The organism is Haloferula sp. BvORR071 (genome assembly GCF_000739615.1).
Taxonomy (GTDB): Bacteria; Verrucomicrobiota; Verrucomicrobiia; order Verrucomicrobiales; family Akkermansiaceae; genus Haloferula.
The window spans coordinates 14308-35120 of sequence record NZ_BATP01000046.1 but is presented as its reverse complement, the minus strand read 5'-3'; the positions used below and the strand labels follow the sequence as shown (position 1 = coordinate 35120).

General features: G+C 62.9%; 17 protein-coding genes. 12 read left to right on the top strand and 5 right to left on the bottom strand.

All coding sequences use genetic code 11. The features are described from left to right. Positions 1–136: 136 nt before the first annotated feature. Positions 137–907 carry a PEP-CTERM sorting domain-containing protein gene (locus tag BV071_RS24100; protein WP_052573828.1) on the bottom strand — a complete coding sequence of 257 codons (771 nt, stop codon included), beginning with the start codon at positions 905–907 and terminating at the stop codon, positions 137–139. A 291-nt stretch (positions 908–1198) separates the two neighbouring features. On the opposite strand from BV071_RS24100, the gene BV071_RS24095 reads away from it, so the two are divergent. After that, complete coding sequence (locus BV071_RS24095; protein ID WP_052573827.1) at positions 1199–1660, top strand: DUF3224 domain-containing protein; 462 nt, start codon at positions 1199–1201, stop codon at positions 1658–1660. 47 nt (positions 1661–1707) lie between these two features. Then, positions 1708–2382: a hypothetical protein gene (locus BV071_RS24090; RefSeq protein ID WP_035612564.1), complete on the top strand. Its 675-nt coding sequence runs from the start codon at positions 1708–1710 to the stop codon at positions 2380–2382. 6 nt (positions 2383–2388) lie between these two features. Here the strand turns inward: BV071_RS24090 and BV071_RS24085 are convergent, their stop codons facing one another. Then, complete coding sequence (locus BV071_RS24085; RefSeq protein ID WP_343123409.1) at positions 2389–2763, bottom strand: PQQ-binding-like beta-propeller repeat protein; 375 nt, start codon at positions 2761–2763, stop codon at positions 2389–2391. Positions 2764–2921: 158 nt separating this feature from the next. Here BV071_RS24085 and BV071_RS24080 point away from each other — a divergent pair, with 158 nt between their 5' ends. The 7 genes from BV071_RS24080 to BV071_RS24050 all read left to right on the top strand — a co-directional run bounded on the left by BV071_RS24080 (position 2922) and on the right by BV071_RS24050 (position 10132). Beyond that, positions 2922–5261, top strand: coding sequence for an AI-2E family transporter (locus BV071_RS24080; RefSeq protein ID WP_052573826.1), 2340 nt, complete (start codon positions 2922–2924; stop codon positions 5259–5261). A gap of 318 nt (positions 5262–5579) precedes the next feature. Beyond that, a complete protein-coding gene (locus BV071_RS24075) occupies positions 5580–6029 on the top strand; it encodes a response regulator (RefSeq protein ID WP_035612561.1) in 450 nt (149 codons plus the stop codon). A 161-nt stretch (positions 6030–6190) separates the two neighbouring features. Beyond that, positions 6191–6490, top strand: coding sequence for a cupin domain-containing protein (locus BV071_RS24070; protein ID WP_035612559.1), 300 nt, complete (start codon positions 6191–6193; stop codon positions 6488–6490). 182 nt (positions 6491–6672) lie between these two features. After that, entirely contained in the window at positions 6673–6969 is a 297-nt protein-coding gene (locus BV071_RS35695) for a hypothetical protein (RefSeq protein WP_265594809.1), read from the top strand. After that, positions 6966–7409 (top strand): periplasmic heavy metal sensor, encoded by a 444-nt coding sequence (locus BV071_RS35690; RefSeq protein ID WP_075090992.1) that lies wholly within the window; start codon positions 6966–6968, stop codon positions 7407–7409. Before BV071_RS35695 ends, BV071_RS35690 begins: the two co-directional genes overlap by 4 nt. Further along, positions 7387–8010 carry an RNA polymerase sigma factor gene (locus BV071_RS24055; RefSeq protein ID WP_052573825.1) on the top strand — a complete coding sequence of 208 codons (624 nt, stop codon included), beginning with the start codon at positions 7387–7389 and terminating at the stop codon, positions 8008–8010. The genes BV071_RS35690 and BV071_RS24055 overlap by 23 nt, the downstream gene beginning before the upstream one ends. Before the next feature lie 61 nt (positions 8011–8071). Next, complete coding sequence (locus tag BV071_RS24050; protein ID WP_035612553.1) at positions 8072–10132, top strand: TonB-dependent receptor plug domain-containing protein; 2061 nt, start codon at positions 8072–8074, stop codon at positions 10130–10132. A gap of 24 nt (positions 10133–10156) precedes the next feature. Here BV071_RS24050 and BV071_RS33595 read toward each other — a convergent pair whose 3' ends face one another. After that, on the bottom strand, positions 10157–14452 hold the full coding sequence (locus BV071_RS33595; RefSeq protein ID WP_052573824.1) for a PAS domain-containing protein: 4296 nt from the start codon (positions 14450–14452) through the stop codon (positions 10157–10159). Positions 14453–15088: 636 nt separating this feature from the next. Here BV071_RS33595 and BV071_RS24040 point away from each other — a divergent pair. After that, positions 15089–18610: a hypothetical protein gene (locus tag BV071_RS24040; protein WP_265594808.1), complete on the top strand. Its 3522-nt coding sequence runs from the start codon at positions 15089–15091 to the stop codon at positions 18608–18610. Positions 18611–18659: 49 nt separating this feature from the next. Continuing rightward, positions 18660–19376: a hypothetical protein gene (locus BV071_RS24035; protein ID WP_035612549.1), complete on the top strand. Its 717-nt coding sequence runs from the start codon at positions 18660–18662 to the stop codon at positions 19374–19376. 48 nt (positions 19377–19424) lie between these two features. Here BV071_RS24035 and BV071_RS24030 read toward each other — a convergent pair whose 3' ends face one another. After that, entirely contained in the window at positions 19425–19802 is a 378-nt protein-coding gene (locus BV071_RS24030) for a molybdenum cofactor biosynthesis protein MoaE (RefSeq protein WP_035612546.1), read from the bottom strand. Between the two features lie 10 nt (positions 19803–19812). Beyond that, positions 19813–20043, bottom strand: a complete 231-nt coding sequence (locus BV071_RS24025) for a MoaD/ThiS family protein (protein WP_035612544.1) — start codon at positions 20041–20043, stop codon at positions 19813–19815. Positions 20044–20161: 118 nt separating this feature from the next. On the opposite strand from BV071_RS24025, the gene BV071_RS24020 reads away from it, so the two are divergent. Beyond that, a complete protein-coding gene (locus BV071_RS24020) occupies positions 20162–20776 on the top strand; it encodes a hypothetical protein (RefSeq protein WP_265594807.1) in 615 nt (204 codons plus the stop codon). Positions 20777–20813 lie beyond the last annotated feature (37 nt).

The window sequence follows — 20813 nt, the reverse complement described above, 5'->3', positions numbered from 1 at the left end:
CGAGGACTGGATTCCGCGCGACAAGGTGCTCACCTTCCGCGTCTCGAAATGAGATGACTCGATCCTGAATCACGAGAGGCCCGCCCGGAAATCCGGGCGGGCCTCTTATTTTGATCCGGGGTTGAAACTTCTTTTCTCAAGCCTGCTGCTTCCGGCGGCGCAGGCAGACGGCCGCCAAGGTGCTGCCCATCACCAGCAGTCCGCTGGACGGCTCTGGCACCGGCATCACCGAGGAACCGTTCACGACGGCCAGCCTGTTGCCCGGCAGCGGCCCGTCTTCGATCAGAGTCCAGGGAGCCGCGCGGTCGGTGTAGTTGTCCGACTCGAAACCGCTGCCCGAGCCATTGCTCAGCGTGATCTTGTCCCAAGTGGTTCCGTCCATGCCGAAGAAATTGATGAACGCATAGTTCTCCCCGTAGTTCAACCCGCGGTCGCGCGGATTGCCGCGGTAGTCCGTGGAATCGGCCAAGCGGTCGAGCAGGGTTTGGGTGGTGAACCGAGCCACCAGTTCTCCCTTGCTGAAGAACTGCAGGATATTCTGGGAATCACCCGCCGACCACCACAGGCCGAAGTAGGCATGGTCGGAATCAAGTGTCAGCGTGGTGGTGGTATTCCCACCCACGCCTTGCACCATATATGGGGATCCGTTTTCAAAACCGGGATCCACCGCACCGCCATAAGAATCCGCGGCGAGGACATGAACGAGGTCGAAGGTCCCCACCCCTGTCCACTCCACATTTTCGTGGGTGGTGTCGGTGGCGAGTTCGTTGAAGGTGAAGACCGTGGTGTTCTGCAAGGTGGACCGGGTATCTCCCGGAGACTCCGCATAGGTTACGATCAGGGCTGCGTCGGCGGCTGGGGTGAGAAGACCCAGCAGCGCGACTACATAGGGGATGTAGGGGCGCATAACGCGGCCGGGTAAACAACCGGACGACATTTACAGTAAAGATATTTTAATAAATAAATTCCGCATTTTTAACAAAAGGCAACCAAGCGCCAAAGATAAGTCAATACACCACCACTCATAGCAACCATCCGCTAAAAACCTTTCCCGAAAGTCCGTCCCTCCCCTCCGGCAATCTGCAACGGGGTTTCATGCACATTGCTTCCAGGCTTCCTCATGGCTGGTGGTGAATCCCTGCAGGGACGGGCATCCTCGCCTTGGTCCCGTCACTGCTCATGAGATCTCACAAAAATTATGAGCACCTTTGCCAATGCCACCTTCAACATCGAATCCTGGGATGAGAAACCGCTTCACGAAAAAAAGGGTCTCCCGAAGATGACCCGGGTGAGCGCCCTCGTCAGCTATCGCGGCGATATCGAAGGCGAGGGACGGATCGAATATCTGATGACTTATCGCGAAGATGGGTCCGCCACCTTCATCGGAATGGAACGGGTGAGCGGCGGGCTGGCCGGCTACCAAGGCAGCTTCGTTCTTCAGCATGTTGGCACCTTCGAGGACGGCATCGCGAAATCCGCCTTCGCGGTGGTCCCGGGCTCGGGCACCAACAAACTCACCAAGCTCCGCGGCCACGGTGAATACGCGGCCACCGACTGCGATACGCCGATGACCCTCCAGTACGACATCGATGGCGTGGAGGAAGGCCGTGAAACCGTGGTGTCCAGCCGCGCGCCGGCAGCAGTCACCAGCGGCGTCTAGCAGGACAGGCTTGCCGTGCGGACGCTTCTCGCGAACAAAGCCAGCGCATGAATCAAGTCGCCCCGGGGCTCTGGACCCTGCACTACCCGCTCTCCGTGCTTGGCACCAATCACGGGCGCACTGTCACGGTGACCCGCCTGGATTCCGGCAAGCTGCTGATCCACTCGATGGCTCCCTTCACAGCCGCGGACATCGCCGCGATCCGCGCCCAAGGCGAACCCGCTTGGCTCGCGGAAGTCATGCTCTTCCACGACACCTACGCCGCGCAGGGTCGCGACGCCTTTCCCGGCCTCCCCTTCCTCGGCCCGGAGGGCTTCGACAAAGTCGTCGGCTTTCCCATCACGCCCTTGCTACCGCCACCGCCAGAATGGGAGGGTCAACTCCGCGTCCTGCGCTTGGCCGGGGCTCCGAAGGTCGAGGAGCACCTTATGCTCCACATTCCTTCGCGGACCCTCATCCTCGCCGACCTGATCTTCAATTTCAAAGCCGACGAGCAGGGCTGGAACCGCTTCTTCCACCGCCACATCGCCGGGTTCCACCGCTACCCCGGCATGAGCCGGATCTTCAAGTGGTGCGTCGCCGAAAAGCCCGCTTTCCGTGCGTCGCTCGAGGAAGCCCTCAGCTGGGACTTCGATCGCATCATCCCCGGCCATGGCGAGATCATCGAAAGCGGCGGCAAGGAACTGCTACGCCGTGCGATGAACGACGCCGGACTTCTCTAGCAAGGATCAAGACGACGACGACGCGGCCGATGAAGACGCGGCGCTTACAGCCACAGCGGCAGCAACAGCTCCAGCTTGCATTTGCTCCTGGTTGGGATCCGTAGCGATCAAGCAATAGCCGTAGCCGAGGCCGGTGAATTCGTTGCGCCACAGGATGGCGCCGTCCGCGGTGCGGAGCCCGAACATCACCCCGCCGGCGTGGGCAAAGATCATGTCCCCGCTCACGACCAAGTTGACCAGAACGCTGTTCTTCAGTTCGGTCCGCCAGATTTCCCGGCCGGTTCGGCGCTCAATGCAGAGCACATACCTTTTCACCCCGACATAGAAGCGGTCTTGCATGCTCCGGAATCTAACCGAAAGGCGGGAAAGGGTCGATTCCAGCTTCGGGCCCGCTTCGTAATGAGCTTCCTTTTATCGTGCATTCCGCAATTTTGCAAATCGCACGGCCATGCACCTTGCATTTTGCCATGCACGCTTAGCCTTGGCGCTGCGCGGAAAACGCCACGGCACCTGACCTGCAAAGAGAAGGCACCGCTCCCATGCAGCCCTCACCCGTCCGCAACTCCTCCCTGCCCCCCACTCCGCGCCACCGCTCCGCTGCGGATTCCTTGGCGGGGATCCATGCCGTCGCCCTCGCTTCGGCGCTGATTGCGGGGCTCTATTTCGGCAGGGAGTTCCTCATTCCGCTGGCGCTCGCCGCCTTGATTACCTTCTTGCTTGGCCCCTTCGTCACGCGTCTTGAGCGCTTCCTCGGCAAGATCGGCGCAGTCGTCGCGGTCATGTTGCTGATCGTCGGCGGCACGATTGGTCTGGGTTGGACCATCGGCAACCAAGCGATCGACCTCGCCAACCAACTGCCCGCCTACAAGGAAAACATCCGCGCCAAGCTGCAGGCGGTGCAAATGCCCCGCGGCGGCACCTTGGAAAAGGTCACAGAGACCGTGGAGGACCTGAAAAAGGACCTTCCCGGTGCCACGGACAAGACCGATGGAAAGTCCCCCGCCGCGCCTCTCCCGGTGGAGGTCGTATCCACCCCGGAATCGAACCAGCCCTTCGCCATGGTAGGCTCGATGGTCGCTCCCATCCTCGGGCCGCTCGGCACCGCCGGCTTGGTGCTACTGGTCGCCACCTTCATGCTGCTCAAGCGCGAGGACCTCCAAGGGCGCGTGATCCGTTTGATCGGCCAAGGCCGCATTAGCGCCACCACGCGGGCAATGGATGATGCCGCCTCGCGGGTCCGCCGCTACCTGCTGATGCAACTTGTGGTGAATGTCACCTACGGCATCCCCCTGGCGATCGGCCTCTACTTCATCGGTGTGCCGAATGCCCCGCTGTGGGGCGTGCTCGCCGCCGTGTTACGCTTCATCCCATACATCGGCCCATGGATCGCGGCAGCCTTCCCCATCACGCTGTCTCTTGCGGTCTCGCCGAGCTGGATGCCGCCGCTACTGACCGTCGGGCTCTTCGTCGTCATCGAATTGATCAGCAACAACGTGATGGAGCCGTGGCTCTACGGCACCAGCACGGGGGTTTCCTCGATCGCGCTAATCATTGCGGCGATCTTCTGGACTTGGCTGTGGGGCACGGCGGGACTGGTGCTTGCCACCCCGATCACAGTCTGCATGGTGGTGATGGGCCGCCACATCCCGCAGCTCTCCTTCCTGAGCGTGGTGCTCGGCGAGGAGCAGGCACTCACCCCGGCGGAGGACTGCTACCACCGCATGCTGCGCATCGGCGAACACGACGAGTCCGAGCTGGTGGATGGCTTCCTCAAGTCTAAGCCGCTCGAGGAACTCTACGACGAGATGCTGATCCCCGTGGTCGCCACCGCCGAAGAGGACCACCGCCAGGGACTGATCGACGACGAGCAGCGCGAGCGGATCACGACTGCCATCAGGGAGACCACCGAGGAACTCGAAGAGCGCTTCAGTTCCAGCGACGATGAAGAAGAAACCGAGGCTCCCTCTCCCCTGCTCCGCGTCCACTGCCTGCCGGCACGGGCCGAGCGCGACGAGCTGGCGGGTGCGATGGTCGCCCATGTCCTGCGCCAGCGCGGCTTCGAAGCCCGCAACACCCCGGGGCGGCGGAGTGCGGCCGAAATCGCCCGGGAGCTGGGCCGAAATCAAGCCGAAGTCGCCTGCATTACGGTCATCGCCCCGTCCAAGGCGATCCACGCCCGCAACCTCTGCCGGCGGATCCTCGCGGTTCTGCCCGAGCAACGCATCCTGGTCTGCCTGTGGGGCGTGAACGGTGAAGCCGCGGATGAGGTCAAGATGCTCCGCGAAGCCGGTGCCGAGGAAGTCTGCCACTCACTGGCAGAAGCCTGCGCTTGGTGCGAGCGACTGGCACTGCGCGCGAACGAAGTGATCAGCGAGCCCCCCGTTCCCGAGAACGAAGAGGAGCGCCAGCTCACCTTGGACAATCTCGGGCTGGTGAATCCCGAGCGCGAACCGGTGCTCGATCACGTGACCGCAAAGATGTCCCGCGTCTTCGAAGCGCCCATCGCCGCGATCACCTTGGTGGACCATGACCGCCAGTATTTCAAGGCCTACAACGGACTGCCGGACGAACTGGCGGAAGCCCGTGAGAGTCCGCGCGAGCTGTCCGTGTGCACCCACGTGGTGGCCGCGAACCAGACCGTGGTGGTGGAGGATCTCAAGCGCGACCGGCGCTTCGCGGGCAATCCGCTCTTCCTCAAACACGAACTGCGCTTCTACGCCGGTGCGCCGATCCGCGGGACCGGAGGCCAAGTGTTAGGCGCGTTATGCGTGATGGACACCGAGCCCCGGCGTTTCAGCCGCCGCGAAAAACGCCTGCTCGAAGAAAATGCCGCAGAAGTGGCAAGTGAGATTGAACGTTTGGCCGGCATCAGTGTTTGAGGATGCCGAATGCACTGCAAAATCGTGCATCTAGCGGATTTTGCAACGCGGTTCGGGCAAGCCAGTATGACACTTCCACGAGGGTTCCACTGATGATTAGCGAGTTATACTTTACCCAAATTTTGTGCACCGCATCTGCTATTAATACCACGTCGCAAGCGAGCAACTATGCAGGCTGGGTGTGCAGCTCGATAGCGACCACATCAACCGACCCCGGCGACGCAGGATTTTGACTTTAGGGCAGCTCGAAATCCAGTGGTCGCCGGGGCGCGTGTTGTGCCAGAGCACCCCTCGCACATCCCAGCCCAAGTCCCTGCCATGATTCTCGATACTCCCCTTCCCGGTGTCGCAGACCAAGCCTCCGCAAACGCAGCCACATCCCGTCCCTTGCGAATTCTAGTCGCCGAAGACGGCAAGAATGCCGCCGAGATTCTCGCGCTATTCTTTGAGATGGAAGGCCATGAAGTGGGCATCGCCTACGACGGACTGCAGGCGGTCGAGCTCTCGCAGACCTTCCAGCCAGATATCATCCTCATGGACATCGGTATGCCCAAGATGGACGGCGTCGAGGCCGCCCGCCGGATCCGCACCGAGCACGGCAACGACAAGGTATGCATCGCGATTCTCAGCGGCTTGGAGAAGGACGATGCAAAGCGCCACTGCACGGATGCCCACATCGACGCCCACCTTGCCAAGCCAGTGGTCCCCGATGACCTGCGAAGCTTGATCCGCTGTTTCCGGGAGAGCAGCGCCGCTTGCGGCAGTTGACCTGCTGTTAGATGGGAATTGCACCGGCTGGTCGCAACTTGCACGATGTGAAAGGCTCCGGCTTTGGGGCATCCAAGTCTCCCCTAGCAAGGGCGGCTGTTTGATAGATGGCACGGGCCCTGCGAAAGATAGGCCAACCCATTTCCCGGAGTATTGTACCCATGAATCCAATCCCCCTGCCCCCCGGACTGGAGGAATTTTTCCTCCTCCAGCAGATGGCCACGTCCCAAGCGGGCGTTTTGCGCCTTGAGCAAGGCGGCGCCTCCAGCGCCCGCCAGGAAATCGACCCCGAACACGCCCAGAGCGTCCTTTTGATCGAAGGCGAGATGATGGTGGAAGTGGACGGTATGGTCGGCGAGACCATCCGGACGGGATCCATTCTCACCGTCCCGAAGGGCGTGAAGCACCGCTTCATCAACCGCGGCAGCAAGCCGGCGGTGGCGTTCACGGTGGCGGCTTAGCCTGCTCCGTGCGGTGGGAGCGCATAGGGGCATTCGAATGTGATAGCAGCGCCAAGTTGAGCGCTGATTGGGATTTTGCTGGATTCGGCTCATGCCGCTTGCTCCGCTCTTGGCTAACTTCGTAAGTCCGGGGTGGCGCTTTGATCTCGCCCTGAGCGGGAGAGGACTTATCCTTGGCCGAGATGTTCGACTCCGGCTCACTTCAAGGGACCCTCGAGCGCGCGAGACGCGAGCTGCCCGACGCCCTACCCGTGGATTTTTCCGCGAGGGTAATAGCTGGCGTGAATGCGGACGACAGCCTGCCCCGAAGTGTGGGCATTTCGCTCCGCAGTGCCGTTCTGCTGACCTGCTCCGCGGTGATCGCCGCGGGCTCGGTGAGTCTTTTCTCCGGCGCTGGCGTGACCCGAGAGCGTCCCGGTCCGCCGCCTCTCGGGGTCTTCGGCTTGCCCGCAGCCAGCGCGCCTTTCGCCACGCCATGAGCGCCCGTGGTGGAAAGTGGATCTGGGCTATGGCGACGGTCGCATTGGCCGCCACAACGGCGTTCCTGGTTTCAAACGGGACCCAGCGGCGGCATGGGCAAGCGGCGTCGGAAGAGGATTTTCATCGCTGGATGCACGAGCAACTGGCGATCACTCCCGCGCAGCACGACGCACTGGAACCGCTTGAGGAGGCCTTTGAAAGAGACCGCGAGCGGCTCCGGCAGGAAATCGCGGTGGCCGGTCGTGAATTGGCCAATGCGGTGCGTGAGGGCAAGAGTTCTTCTTCCGGAGTGGATGCCGCCTTGGCTCGCCTCAATGCCGCCCAAGCGAAGCTCCAGCGCGCGACCTTGGACCACTTCTTTGCGATGAAGGATCATCTCGACCCGGCGCAGGCCGAGAAGCTCCTGCAGTGGACCCATGATAGCATCCTCTCTCACTAGTCCTGCGGCGATCGCGGCGCCTGAGAGCGCTTTCAGCAGCCGCTCCCCGGACGAGGGCGCGGAACTCGCGCTGATCCATGCCGCGCAGTCTGGTTGCAGCTCTTCCTTCCGGCACCTAGTGGAGTCCCACCAGCAGAGGGTCTATCACTTCTGCTTCCAATACCTCCGCGACTCCGGTGACGCCCGCGAAGCCTGCCAGGACACCTTCATCCGTGCCCATCGCGGCCTTCCGGGATTCCGGCCGAAGGCACGGTTGAGCACTTGGCTTTTCCAGATCGCGCTCAATCTCTGCCGTGACCGCGCCAAGTCCAGGGCCCGCACCCATCCCACCTCCTTCCTTGACGGCCCGGAGCTTGATCTGCCCTGCGGCCGAGCCACTCCCGAGGAAGCCGCCATTCGGCAAGCCGACCTTGCCAAGCTGGACCGCGGTCTTGCCGCCCTGTCCCTGAAGTTCCGGGAAGTCCTGGTCCTTTCCTGTTTGGAGGGACTCAACCACGCCGAGTGCGCCGCGATCCTCAAGTGCTCCGAGCGCGCCGTGGAAGGCCGCCTCTACCGTGCCCGCGAGAAGCTTTCCGCCTGGTGGGAAAGGGAAGGGAGCTGACCCAAGGGAACCAAGACGCAGATTTTCCGTGGGGTCAGGCCCAGGATTTCGTTCCAGTGGCGTGATCTTCTCTCACTTCGCGCGTCGCCAGCTTCTCGCCCTTACTTTCCTTACCGGCACCGCCAGTGCCGCCGAGGAAGCAGATGCCCTGGAACCGATGGTCGTCACCGGCAAGGCCGAGAACCTGCTAGGGGAAGCCGATACCGCCTCCAAGGGCCAAGCCTCCCGCAAAGAACTGCTAGATCGCCCGTGGCTGCGCCGCGGCGAGCTGCTCGAAACCGTCCCCGGCCTGATCGTCACCCAGCACTCCGGCGACGGGAAGGCTAACCAGTATTTCGTCCGCGGCTACAACCTCGACCACGGCACCGACTTCGGCACCTTCGTCGATGGCATGCCCGCGAACTACCGCTCGCACGCCCACGGCCAGGGCTACACCGACCTGAACTTCATCATCCGCGAGTTCATCGAGCGCCTCGACTACCAGAAGGGCCCCTTCGCCGCGAACCGCGGTGACCTCTCCACCGCCGGCTCCGCCGAATTCTCCCTCGTGAACGAACTGCCTCGCGGCTTTGCCGGCATCACCATGGGCGAGGACCAATACTGGCGCGGCGTTTTCGGAGACTCGGTCGCGGCCGGCGGTGGCACTCTCACCTTCGGCGGTGAAGCGAGCTGGTATGAGGGCCCCTGGGTCCTGCCGGAAGACGTCAACCGCTTCAATGGCCTGATCCGCTGGCACTGCGGTGATGCCGACAACTTCTTCAACATCACTCTGATGGGCTCGCAGGGTGAATGGCGCGCCACTGACCAGATCCCGATACGCGCCGTCATCGATGGCCAGATCGACCGCTTCGGCTACATCGATCCCAGCAACGGCGGCCAGTCCCAGCGCTACTCGCTCTCCACCACCTTCGGCCGCCGCGATGGCGATGTGGTCCTGCGCGGCAAGGCCTACGCCGGCTACTACGACCTCGATCTTTTTTCGAACTTCACCTACTTCCTCGATGATCCGGTCAATGGCGACCAGTTCCGCCAGAGCGATGCCCGCGGCTTCGCCGGTGCGGACATCGCCGTGGACTTCGAGAACCGCCACCTCTTCGGCTCGGAGACCACCTACACCGTCGGCTTCCAGACTCACAACGATTGGATCAGCGACCTCGGCCTTGCCCGCACCAAGTTCCGCAACGACGTGAACCCCGTGCGCGAGGATGACGTCTTCACCGGCAGCTACTCGCTCTACGTGCAGGCCAAGACCAAGTGGAACGAATGGTTCCGCACCGAGGCCGCTGTCCGCGGCGATCTCTTCGCCTTCGATGTCGATAGCGACCTGCCTGCCAACAGCGGCAGCGATGTTGATGAGATGATCGTGCCCAAGCTCAACCTCATCTTCGGTCCTTGGCATGACCAAGAGTTCTACGTGAACCTCGGCGGTGGCTTCCACAGCAACGATGCCCGCGGCGTGACCCTCAAGGTCGATCCGAACACTGGCGCACCCGCTGCTGACGTCGATCCACTTGTCCGCACCTGGGGAACGGAGCTTGGCATGCGCAGCCAATGGTCGGATTGCTTCACCACCACCGTCGCGCTCTGGGCCCTCTTCAATGATTCGGAGCTGATCTACGTGGGCGATGCCGGCACCGTGGATGCCGGTCCCGCGACCACCCGCTACGGCATCGAGTTCGCCGGTTACTACCGCCCAAACGATTGGTTCACCTTCGATGGCGAAGTCTCACTTGCCGAAGGCCGCTACAACGAGAGTTGGGGAACCGGTGGCCCCTGGATCGAGAATCAGGTCCCCGTCGTCGTCTCCTCCGGCCTGACCATCGGCAAGGAGCTCGGCTTCTTCGGTGCCCTGCGCGCCCGCTACTTCTCCGAGCGGCCGCTCACCGCGAACAAGGGCGTGTCGAGCAGCGATTCCTTCCAAGTGAACGCCCGCGCCGGTTACCGCTGGGAGAACTGCGAGGTCGCCCTCGACTGCCTCAACCTCCTCGACCGTGCCGACAACGACATCGAGTATTACTACACCTCACGCCTTCCCGGCGAAGCCGCCGGCGGGGTCGATGATGTCCACTTCCACCCCGCCGAACCCCGCACCCTCCGCGCAAGTGTGACTTGGTACTGGTGAGAGCCTTGGGCGGAGAACTCGGTCTTACTTCAGAGCGGTTTCCAGAAGCTGGCGGATGGCAGTCGGGTGCGCCGGTTTCACCAAGTGATGGTCGAATCCGGCTTCGTGCGTCTTGCGGCGGTCTTCGTCCTGTCCCCAGCCGGTGAGGGCGACGAGGACAATCCTCTGTCCCCAAGCTTCGCTGCGGATCCGGCGGGCGGCTTCCCAGCCATCCATCTCCGGCATCCCGAGGTCCATGAGAATCAGCTCGGGCAGAAAATCCGCAGCCTCGGCGACACCTTCGCGGCCGTTCCGTGCGACGCGCAGGTCATGGCCCATCAGCTCAATCGCCATCGCCAGGGTAGTCGCCGCCGCCTCGTTGTCGTCGACCACCAGAATCCGGCGGCGGACACCATCCGCAACCAGCGCCGCGCTTGTTTCCCCGCCATGGTGAGGCGCGCGGCGGAGCACGGGCAAGCGGAAGCTGAAGGTGCTGCCCAATCCCGGTCCGGAACTCTCCGCCCGGACGCTGCCGCCGTGCAGTTCGACCAACGACTTCACCAGGGTGAGGCCGATGCCGAGCCCGCCGTAATCGCCGCCGCCGGACGCTTCCACCTGTGTGAACATGTCGAAAATTCGGTCAAGCATCGCGGGAGGGATGCCGATTCCGGTGTCACGGACCCGCACTGTGACCTCTTCACCATCGGGCACCGCTTCCAGAGAGATGTCCCCACCCTCTTCCGTGTACTTCGCGGCGTTGTTGAGGAGGTTGGAGATCACTTGGGCGAGGCGATGCGGATCGGCATCCACGTGCAAGGGCCCGCCCGGCAGGGTGATGCTCAAGCGATGCCCGGCCTCCTCGATCAGCGGGTGGGAGGCTTCCACTGCGCTGCGCACGATCTCGTCCAACGCTGTGGGCAGCTTGCGGAGCTGTAGCTTGCCGCGGGTGATGCGGGAGACGTCGAGCAAATCATTGACCAAGGTCACGAGCTGCTCGACCTGGCGCTCCATGGTGGCGCGAACCCGCTCACAAGTCTCCGGTTTGTCCCCCGCCATCTTCATCACCTCCAGGCCGGTGCGGATCGGAGCGAGCGGATTGCGCAGCTCATGGGCGAGCGTGGCGAGGAACTCATCCTTGCGGCGATCCGCAGCTCGCAGGTCATCCACCAGACGCAGTCGGGCGTAGGCACCGGTGACGTAGTGGGAAATGGTTTCCATGAACTCCAGCTCGTCCGGCTCGAAGCGGTCGCGGGTGCGGCTGGCGAAGGAAAGCGTGCCTAGCAGCTCGTCGCCAGCCATCAGCGGATTGCAGGCATAGGCGCGGATGCCGAAGCCCTTCACCAGTTGGACCAGCGGATTGTCCGAGTCCTGGATCGAGCACTCAACCATCGGCTGGCGGCGCTTCGCCACCGTGCCGCAAACCGCTTGCCCGAATTCCAGGCGACCAAGATCGGCGCGCTGCTCGTCGGTGATCCCGTGGCAAGACTGCAAATGGAGCGCATCGCCCGCTTCATCCACCATGAAGTTGAAGAAGGTATCCACCTCCAGCATCGGGCTGATCTTGCGGAAGACCCGCTGGAGCATCAGGTCCGGATTGTCCGCCGTCAGAATCACGCCGGCGGATTCCCAGAGCAGGCGCAGGCGCCGGGCCTGGCGCTCGAGTTGTTTCTCGGTGGCTTTGCGCTCGGTGATGTCGAGCGCCATGACGTAGAAGCCGCGAACCCGGCCGCCGGCGCTGAAGTCCGGCACGTAGGAAATCTCAAGGTCGCGCCAGCCCAGCTCGCGGTGCTTCGAAGGCCCCTCGAACTTCACGCTCTGGCCGCGCAACACACGGGCGATATAGGGCTCCCGCTGGTGATAGGTTTCCGCGCCGAGCAGTTGCTTGAGCGGCATGCCTTTCAGCTTGGCAGGCTTGATGCCGAACCACTCCTGATAGCGGCCGTTCGCGAAGCGGAAGACCTCATCCCGGCCCAGATAGCTGATCAGGGCCGGTACGTGGTCGGAGACCATGCGCATCTGCCGGCGGCTTTCGCGCAGGGCCGCCTCCGAGCGGCTGCGCAGCACCAGCGGCCAGACCCGCGCCATTACGTTTTCAAGCAAGGCCAACTCCTCCTCCGTCCAGCGGCGCGGCTGATTGTCGGTCAAGGCCATCACTGCGGTCGTCAGGCCCTCCGCCTTGAAGGGCTGGACCGCATAGGAGATGACGCCCAGTCGCTCATACGCCTCCTTGAGGTCGCATGTCAGCCGATGGGTTCGCGCGTCCGCCACCGAGAAATTCCCAGCGACATACTGGCGCCACCACTCATCCCCGCCAAAGTCGTGGAGAGTGTAAGTGCCGGCAATGTCGGTCGCGCCATTGCTCACCCAGTTGCGGCTGACGGAGAAGAAATCCTCCTCGGGATTGCATTCCACGAAGCAGCAGCGATGGGCACCAAGCCGCTCGCCCAGCGAGGATACGGCCAAATCCATGAGCTCGGATTCCGAGGAGAGGGTGGCGAGTTTACCGCTCAATTCGCTGAGGAATTCGGCACGGTCTTCCGTCCCCTTGCGCTCGGTCACGTCGCGGGTAGTGCCAGCCACGGCTTCGACCTCACCATCCGCCCCGAAGACCGGCGTGAAGATGTAATCGTAGATGCGGCGGCCATTGACCGTATCGAAGGGCACTTCGCCGCGGATCGGTGCTTTGGTGGCGATCACCTCCGCGATTTCACGACCGTGCATGGCAGCATGCCATGGCTCATAGCCGAGCTCGAGACAGGTCTTGCCGAGCGACTCTTCAAGCGTCCGGCCCCAAGCCGCCAGCAAGGCGTCATTGATGTAAGTGAAGCGCTCCTGACGATCGAAGACGTAGGCGAAGTCCGGGGTATTGGTGAGCAGGCCCTCGTAGAGGCGGCGCTTGCGTTCGGACTCAGTGGTGATCGCGGCCAACTCGGCGGCGGTGCGCTTGCGTTCGGTGATATCGACGCAACTGCCGATGTAGCCGGTAAGCTCTTCGTTTTCGTCGAGCAGGCGGAGGGCATTCCCCTGCACCCAGCAGATGCTGCCATCCGGTCTCAGGAAGCGGAACTCGGATTCCGAGGACGAATGATCGCGTACCGCATCATCCCAACCGCCGAGCACGCGTTCGCGGTCCTCCGGATGAAGAGCTGCGGTCCAAGCCTTACCCATCGCCTGTTCCTGGCTCAGACCGGACATCGCGCACCAACTGGCATTGACGAAGACTGCATCGCCATTCGCGGCAGAGAGGAAAATGCCAACCGGTGCATGGTTGGCGAGGGTGCGGAAGCGCGCCTCGCTGGCACGGAGCAGGGCTTCCATCCGCCAGCGCTCCGTGATGTCCACGGCCACGCCGCCGACACCAACGGGATCGGTATCTGCCCCGGGCAAGGGGAACTTCGCGGCGAGGAAGCGCCGGTCATGGACCCATTCCTCCCACTCCACCGCCTTGCCATCGCGCATTACCTCCAGATCGTGGGTGCGTAGCGCGTCGGCCAAGTGACGCGGCAGCATGTCGTGGTCGGTCTTGCCCTCGACACCTTCGGGGTGGCCCAGCGCGGCACAAGCGATCGGATTCGCCAAGGTATAGCAGCCCGCAGCGTCCTTGGTGAAAATCGCCACCGGCGAATTCATCGCCACGGTGCGGAAGCGCTGCTCGGTCAGGCGCAGGGCTTCCTCCGCCCGCCGCAAGCCGGAGATGTCGTTGAAGTAGAGGCTCACCGAGCGATCTGCGGCAACCGGGGCCACGCGGACCAAGTGGGTCCGGCCACCGATGCTCAGGTCGAAGGTGCCCGGCTCTCCGGCGTCCAAGGTCGCGAGGGCGATTTGCTGGATTTCCGAAGGGGCTTCCTGCCCGCGCGAGACGCCCCAGATCTCCAGCACTGCATCCGCGACGGGGTTGGCGAAACTGATGATCCGGCCGTCGGCGAGGCGCATGACCGGCGAGGGATTTTCCATCGGCATGCGGCTGGCGAGTTCCCGCTCCTGCTCGGCTTGGCGACGCTCGGTAATATCCACCAGCATGTTCACCGCACCGATCAGCGCGCCGGAGGAATCACGGAGGGCCTGGGGATAGGCCATGACGTTTCGCCTGCTACCATCCGGGCGTTCGACGATGATCTCCCCGCCGCCCGGGAATTCCTCACCTCGCAAAGTCCGGGCCATCGGGCACTCCTCCAGCGGCAGCGGTCGACCATCCGGCTGGAAGATTTTGCAAGAGCCGCACCAGCGATCCGTGCCGGGAACCGCTTCTCGGCCCCAGAGGACGGCGGCGGCGGCATTGAAGGTCTCTACGAAGCCCGCCGCATCGCAGGTGTAGATGGCCGCCGGCAGTACCTGGATCAAGTCGCTCGCTTTCAGGCGCGCAGGTCCCTCAGGGAGGGACGAGGGAGTCGGGGAACTATCTCCGGCGGGAGGCGGGCACATAGGCGACAGGTGACAAAAAGCGAAAAGGCGTCTCGGGTGAAGATACCTTTAGCGCCAAGCGCAGGTCCTTCCAATGGATTTCCGGCCCGCAAACGGCCCGAAAGCGAACGATGCCAGACCTAGCGTAATTTGGTGGCGGGGTCCGGGTGCTTTTGACGCAGTTCTCCATAGGAGGCGATTCCCCGGGCCGCCTACCCGGACCCGTCCCTTCGACCCGCCCCAAGCAGGCCAAATGGCGCTCTTTATTTCCCGAAACCCTCTTGCTTCCGCCTCGAATCCGAGGCGCGGGAGAAAAAAATTTCCCAAAGAAACGTTTCCCATGGGGTGACAATCGCCCAGAAGAGCTATTTACAATGTATATTCTCCGAATTTCATTGGATGAATAAACCCACAGAGCCTTTCGGGCGTATCCATGGTGAAAAGCGACCTTCATGAAAGAACGCCCGCTGCTGAACCGGAAGGAAGGCGGTGTGCATAAATTTGCATTGGCAGCCCGTGACTTTGAATTTACAAAAGCAGCCTAACCCGAAGTTGAACCCAAAACCCGTCCCTTCGATGTCTCCACGAATTCGTCGAAACCGCTCCGAGCGGGGTTTCGCCTTGGTCATCACCCTCAGCTTGATGGTGTTGCTGACGATCCTCGCCGTGGGCCTCTTGTCCCTAAGCACGATTTCACTGCGCAGCGCCGGAGCCGGCGATGCGCAGGCGCAGGCCTACGCCAATGCCCGTTTGGCGGTGATGATGGCGATCGGCCAACTTCAGAAGCAGGTGGGCGATGACCGCCGGGTCACGGCCGACGCCTCGATTTCCGACACGGCCAAGCAGCCTTACGTGGTCGGCGCGTGGAATTCGTGGAGTCCGAAGTACATTCAGGTCACCAGCCAGTCGGCCTCGGCCGCAGGCTACGCGGCGCAGAAGACCAACGGCTTCCGCGGCTGGCTGATGTCCAGCCCCGACCTGAAGGAGCTGAAGGACCGGACCTTTGTCGACGGTGAGGCCAAGCCCGACTGGATGCGCTTGTTCACGCGCAAGCAGAACGGATTTGATTTGAGCGCGCCGCCAGTGCCGATGAAGGAGGGCAGCTTGGCATGGGGCGTGGTCCAGGAAAACACCAAGGCGAGGGTCAACGTCGCCGGGCCGGACTCGACCAATGACTCTCCGGCGAACATGGCTCTACAAGCCCAACGCCGGCCATCCTTGGCCAAGGCGACCGGGCTTAAGCAACCCAAGGCCGACTTCAACGCGCGCGCTAACAAGGTGCTCTCGCAGAACCAGATCGGGCTGGATGCTGATATCTACGCTGGCAGCCAGAGCGATCTGGCCCTTGCCAAAGCCAGCTACACCACGACCGCGATGGGCTTGGCGACCGATGCCGTGAACGGCGGCCTGAAGGTGGACCTCAGCCTCGGCTTCGAGATGAGCGACGACGATTTCAAGAAGTCGACTTGGGGTGAGGTCCAGAACCCCTTCCGCAAGGACAAGGACGGCAAGACGCGCACCGGCGTGGTTGTTCCTTCGACCTTCAAGACAGAGGCGCCGCTGTTCCGGCCGCTGGTGGACAACCCGATCGTCAACTGCAAGCTCACCTTCGACCCGGCCTCGGTCTCGAACCGCTACTACGCGGCCGCGGTGCCGACCTTCGACCACCTGCGCTCCTTCTACCGCCTGCCGCGCTACATGTATGGCGGTGGCAGTGGCAGCAGCGCACCCACCGTCGCGGAGCGCCGGGTGGACCACGTGGCCGTCAAGAGCGCCGCAGCGGATTCCGGTTCCTTCTTGTCACCCTCCAAGCCGCCGCAAGGCGTGAGTTCGGTCACCGGGGTGAAGCCGGTGCTGAACCGGGTGGTGTATCTACTGAGCATGGCTCTCGGCGGCGACAACGAGGTGCGCCTGGTGATCGCGCCGATCGTCTCGCTGTGGAATCCTTATAACGTCGCGCTCGATATCGATGGGGCAGTGGCCTATCCGTGGGTGGACATCCCGTGGCAGCTCAACTGGACCTTCAACTCGGAGCCGGTCCGGGGACTAGCGATGTCGCGGATGATGGGTTACCAATTCGAGACCGTGGGTCACGGCCGTCAGGTCAATCCCTACTTCCTGTGCCAGATGTCCAGCGGCGGTACCGCAGCATCGATTAGCACTCCGATCCACTTCGAGCCGGGGGAAGTGCGGGTTTTCGCGCCTTCGCAGACCACTCCGACCGATTATCTTCGCACCTCCACTACCGCAGCCAGCAAAGCTATCTGGATGCGGCCGGTGGACAACGTGAATCAGATGAGCACCAAGGGCGGGCTGACGGTCCCCATGAAAAATGGTACCCAAGGCGATGGTTTCACCCGCCCGATGGCCCAAGGCGACACGGTGAGGCTCTCGATGTCCGACAGTTCCGCGAAGGCCTATCACTATTTCGTAACCCTTGAGGACGGCGGGCGCATCCGCACCCCGGTCAGCCTCGACCGCCAGGGCGGCCAAGTGACGACCGACGTTCAGATGGTGGGTTACGCCTCGCTCAAGGATACCACCATCACCTCGCCGAGCCGGAGCTTCGCCGAGCTGAAGGCCGGTGGCGTGGTGCCCTTCGGCGTGCTGGAGACCTACGAGCGCACCGCGCAGACCAGCAACGTGTCCGCGGCGGCCGCGGACCTGATTTACACGGTCAATCCGCGCCAAGCCTCGATCACCCACTACATTTCCTCGAACCAGGGGCTGACGGCTCCGCCGCACTACGTTTCCACCATGCGCGGGGTGACCAGCTTCGACGGTGCGATCCAGACCACTGCGGACGGCCGCCGTTCCTTCTGGGGCCAGTCGCACGATGCGGCCAAGGGCAAGTCGATCCTGCCCTTCTTCGAGATCCCGCGCGAGGCGATGCTCTCGCTGGGCGGCTTCCAGCACGCGGACCTTTCGTCCTCGACCTACGGCCCGGCCAACCAGTTCGGCAATAGCTGGGCACCGGCCTGGCTGCGGCGGACGGAGGTCGGCAAGAAGCTGGTGACAACCGCGGTGCCGAACCCCGGCTTCCCGACCTACGACACCTGCTACCTGACGAACGAGGCTCTGTGGGATACCTTCTTCTTCAGCGGAGCTGCCGCCAAGGTGGGCCTAGCCCAGAAGCCGAGCCCGATTACCACCGCTTATGATGGTGCGGGAGCCGCTGTCAGCCGCTCAGTCAAGACGGTGCTGCAGAGCTGGGTAGAGGACCCGCTCAAGTCGCCGCTCTCTAATCCGCGTATGTCACTCTACAAGGGCCGCACGGGGGACGCGGCCTTGGTCAAGATGCTCTCCGATCCGGAAGGCTGCACCAAGATCGCGGCGCACCTGTTGGTAGATGGTGCTTTCAATATCAACTCCACGGACGTGGAGGCTTGGATTGCGGTGCTTTCCGGCCTGCGGGGCGAGTCCTTCGAGCTTCAAGATGGTGGCACTTCCCCGACCAGCAAGACCGCCTTCCCGCGCTTCCGCCACCCGACCGGCAGCGAAGACGACATCTGGAACGGCTTCCGCTCGCTCGACGACACGCAGATCAAGACCCTAGCGACCAGCATCGTGGCGGAAGTCCGCAAGCGTGGTCCCTTCCAATCGCTGGCTGAATTCGTGAACCGCCGCGTGGACAACACCGATCTGGGCCGCGCGGGCGCGATCCAGACCGCGATCGACGCCGCGGGCTTTAATCAGATCAGTAAGCAGACGACCCTGCCGATCTCGGCTCTGGCGCCGCTGACTGGCCAGATCTACTCGGACGGGGTGTCGAACCTGATCCGCGACACTGGCGTGGGCATCCCCGGCTACCTGACCCAAGCCGACGTGCTGCAGTCGCTGGCCCCGGTGATCACCTGCCGCTCGGACACCTTCACCGTGCGTGGCTACGGCGAGACGAAGGACAGCAAGGGCAACGTGACCGCCCGCGCTTGGTGCGAAGCGGTGGTGCAGCGGGTGCCGGAATTCGTGGATATTACGAACGCCCCCGACTCCGCGATTGCATCCCTCACGAATGTGAACCAAACGTTTGGACGTCGCTTCGAGATCGTCTCCATGCGGCAGGTTCCGTCTACGGAGATCCCGAAATCCGAGATCTGAGATCCCGACCTAGTCCGAAGCTCGGTCCTGCCTTAAGAATCCTGCAATCATGTCGCTCCGCGTCCCGCTCGTTATTTCCCTGGTTGCCACCTTCCTGTCTGCCCCGTTACAGGCCGCTGCGCTGCGGTTTCTGCCGTGGGACGACGCGACGGCGGCGCGCAAGCTGAGCCTCAAAACCGGCACCACCGAGGTTGAGCTAAAGGGCCTGCACCCATTGAAGCGTTCGGAGCCCGTTCAAGCGGCGGCACCCTCCGATGGCGCGCCCGGGCCAATGCTGGTGACCCCGGACAAGACCGGTCCGGATGGCAAGCCTGCCGCAGTGGAAATCAAGGTGCCGGCGGATGTGCAGTCACCGCTGGTGTTGATCATTCCCGATGCGAAACATCCGACGGGCCTGCGGACCTTCGTGATCGAAGACAATGCCGGCCGTTTCCCGTGGGGAACCTTCCGGGTCTTGAATGCGACCGGCAAGGACCTGTTCATGAACTTCGAGAAAAAGCCGATCGCACTGCCCGCCTCCTGGACTCCAGTGGATGTGAAGCTCGGCGGTGCCCAGCGCAACGTGGGGGTTGAAACCGTGGCCAAGGCCAATCCGAAGGCGATCCTTTACTCGGCGGTTTGGGAGTTCGATCCGGACCTCCGCAAGCTAGTCTTCATTCTTCCGGGAGGAGCCCCGGCGGCACCCACGCTGGAATACAAGATTATCCCGGAGAACCGCAAGGTAGCCGCTGCGGAAGAGGCTGCGGCCAACAAGCAGAAGCCCTGAGGAAATCTCAATCATTCACGGCGCGGGGATGGATGTCCCCGCGCTTTTTTATTGTACGCGCTTCCAGATCGGGACGTCCTGCTTCAGGCGATCGATCGACTCAGCCAGGAAGGAGAGGGCCTGCCCGCGGTGGGCGCTGAGGACGCGGATGAAGAGCGAGGCCTCCCCCACGGGGACCCAGCCGGTGCGGTGGATGAAGTGGACGGCGGCGCAAGGGTGGAGCGCAGCGAGCTCAGCGAAGTGCCTTTCGAGGACACGGCGGGCCATCGGCTCGTAGGCCTCGTAGAAGAGACCGCTAAGGGGATTACCCTGCTCCATTTCGCGGACAATGCCGCGAAACTCGACGGCGGCGCCGATTTCCCATGAAGGGAGGTGCTCCGCGGGCACGAGGATCGGATCCGGGGTGAAATCGATGGTGACTTGCATGTTGTCTGGATCAGCCGCCGGAGACGGGAGGGATGATGGCGAGTTCACGGGCATTGCCGAGTGGCGCGTCCCAGGTGGTGAACTCGCAGTCGAGGGCGACGCGCCAGTCGCTGAGATTGGCATCCGGAAGCAAGCGCTGCACGACGGCACCCGTCGTCTCGGCAGGGTCAAACTCGATCTCGCGGCTGCTGGAGCCGAGATGATCGCGGGCTTGGGCGAAGGCGAGGACGGTGAGGGTCATCGATGCAGGAACTACTAATGACTAAGCACTAATTTTCAAACCGAAGTGCGCTTCGCGATTGTTGGTGGAGACGGTGGCGGTGCCGGGCGGCTTTTCATGGAGGAAGTTACTTGCGTCCATGAGAATTCTCCCCGCCTTGCTTTTGATTGCCGGAACCCTGCTAGCGCCGGTGGCCCGCGGAATCAACCCGATGCTGCCACTTGTCGAAACCTTCGATGAAAAGCGGGGCTTTCCCGAAGTGTGGGCCGTCCGGCAAGACGATGATGGCATGACGGATTTCACGATCCGGCTGAATCCCGCGGTGTTCCTGTCGCACTTCAAGCATGGCTTTCCCCGGGACACGAAAACCGAAATGCGCCTGAGGCTGGTTTGCAACAATGACGAGCACTTCAAGGGACCCAGCGTGGAACTTGGCACGGCGAGCTCCGAGGTCAGGGAGCATCTCGTTCAGTTCAGCGTTCCCAACGCGGATCTCGATCACTACCAGCTCGACTTCGTATGCACCATTCCGCCGGCCGATGACGGGGTGATGGTCATCGGCGGCGAGTGGCATCAGGCGCCGCTCAAGGCCATGCGCGAGGCAAAGGAGACCATCACGGAAAACAGTGCGGTTTGGAAGGAGATGGAAGCCCTGCGCTCCCCTGCTCCCGGGTCGAAAGATGGCGGCGGCCACAGCTTTGGAGGCGGCTCGGGGCATGCGGGCAGAGCAGTCGAGCCTGCGGCGGAGAAGTGAGTGAAGGGATTGCCGGGGGCTGGTGCGGATTGTAGAG

Coding starts and splice junctions, on each gene's coding strand:
- BV071_RS24100 (WP_052573828.1), bottom strand. CDS start 907: ATGCGCCCCTACATCCCCTATGTAGTCGCGCTGCTGGGTCTTCTCACC.
- BV071_RS24095 (WP_052573827.1), top strand. CDS start 1,199: ATGAGCACCTTTGCCAATGCCACCTTCAACATCGAATCCTGGGATGAG.
- BV071_RS24090 (WP_035612564.1), top strand. CDS start 1,708: ATGAATCAAGTCGCCCCGGGGCTCTGGACCCTGCACTACCCGCTCTCC.
- BV071_RS24080 (WP_052573826.1), top strand. CDS start 2,922: ATGCAGCCCTCACCCGTCCGCAACTCCTCCCTGCCCCCCACTCCGCGC.
- BV071_RS24075 (WP_035612561.1), top strand. CDS start 5,580: ATGATTCTCGATACTCCCCTTCCCGGTGTCGCAGACCAAGCCTCCGCA.
- BV071_RS24070 (WP_035612559.1), top strand. CDS start 6,191: ATGAATCCAATCCCCCTGCCCCCCGGACTGGAGGAATTTTTCCTCCTC.
- BV071_RS35695 (WP_265594809.1), top strand. CDS start 6,673: ATGTTCGACTCCGGCTCACTTCAAGGGACCCTCGAGCGCGCGAGACGC.
- BV071_RS35690 (WP_075090992.1), top strand. CDS start 6,966: ATGAGCGCCCGTGGTGGAAAGTGGATCTGGGCTATGGCGACGGTCGCA.
- BV071_RS24055 (WP_052573825.1), top strand. CDS start 7,387: ATGATAGCATCCTCTCTCACTAGTCCTGCGGCGATCGCGGCGCCTGAG.
- BV071_RS24040 (WP_265594808.1), top strand. CDS start 15,089: ATGTCTCCACGAATTCGTCGAAACCGCTCCGAGCGGGGTTTCGCCTTG.
- BV071_RS24035 (WP_035612549.1), top strand. CDS start 18,660: ATGTCGCTCCGCGTCCCGCTCGTTATTTCCCTGGTTGCCACCTTCCTG.
- BV071_RS24030 (WP_035612546.1), bottom strand. CDS start 19,802: ATGCAAGTCACCATCGATTTCACCCCGGATCCGATCCTCGTGCCCGCG.
- BV071_RS24025 (WP_035612544.1), bottom strand. CDS start 20,043: ATGACCCTCACCGTCCTCGCCTTCGCCCAAGCCCGCGATCATCTCGGC.
- BV071_RS24020 (WP_265594807.1), top strand. CDS start 20,162: ATGAGAATTCTCCCCGCCTTGCTTTTGATTGCCGGAACCCTGCTAGCG.